Source organism: Haladaptatus sp. HS23 (assembly GCF_056892285.1).
The window spans coordinates 1-843 of record NZ_JBXGLH010000054.1 but is presented as its reverse complement, the minus strand read 5'-3'; the positions used below and the strand labels follow the sequence as shown (position 1 = coordinate 843).

2 protein-coding genes are annotated in these 843 nt (G+C 47.9%); both read left to right on the top strand.

The window, feature by feature from the left end; all coding sequences use genetic code 11:
• The coding region (locus AC1XDK_RS30770) for an SDR family oxidoreductase (RefSeq protein WP_483353829.1) at positions 1–420 on the top strand (420 nt) is incomplete at its 5' end.
• Between the two features lie 160 nt (positions 421–580).
• Entirely contained in the window at positions 581–754 is a 174-nt protein-coding gene (locus AC1XDK_RS30765) for a helix-turn-helix domain-containing protein (protein WP_254662912.1), read from the top strand.
• Positions 755–843: the final 89 nt, after the last annotated feature.

Here is an 843-nt window from a genome sequence, read left to right as displayed (position 1 = left end):
CGCGTTATCGACGTCAATCTTGGCGGTGTGTTCAACTGCTCGAAGGCGTTTTATGATGACGTCAAACAGGCCGAACACGGACGGTTGATCAACATATCGAGTGTGGTTGGCCAGCAGGGCAACTACGGCCAAGCCAATTATGCGACAACGAAAAGTGGCCTGTTCGGATTTACCCGGACGCTTGCCCTTGAGCTGGCAAATTCGGGTTCGACAGTCAACTGTGTTGCACCGGGATTCACGAGAACCGATATGCTTGCCGACGTCGATGAGGAGATTCAGGACAAAATCCGCCAGCGTATTCCGCTGAACCGGTTTGCTGAGGCTGAAGATGTTTCCGGTGTTGTTCGATTCTTAGCAAGCGAGGAGTCGTCCTACATGACTGGCCAGATCCTCGGTATCAACGGTGGAATGGAGTGGTAACCTCCATCTCTAACCGAGCGAAAGAACCGAATTAACGAATACACGACAATGTCGAAACAATAGAATAAAATTGAATAAATCAATACTAGAGTCCAACGCACGCGTGAATAGACAACAAGATAGCCCAGATATTGAGTCACTGCCGAGCGACCTTGACTCAATGGGATCGAAACTCGTGTATCTACATCTTCATTATAGCAGTGGTGGGACGGTTCAAGAGCTCTGCCACACACTGAATATTCCCACAATATCGATCTATCCAATCCTAAATACACTCCGAGAAGAAGGGCTGGTTGAGCGAAAAGGAAGCCAATATGTTTGCACCCCCACCTAAGATTATTATAGGTATCATTTGATCGCGGGACAAAAATTGTGTCCAGTGAGCGAATCATTAACACAGGGATCACAAACCACGAGCAACGT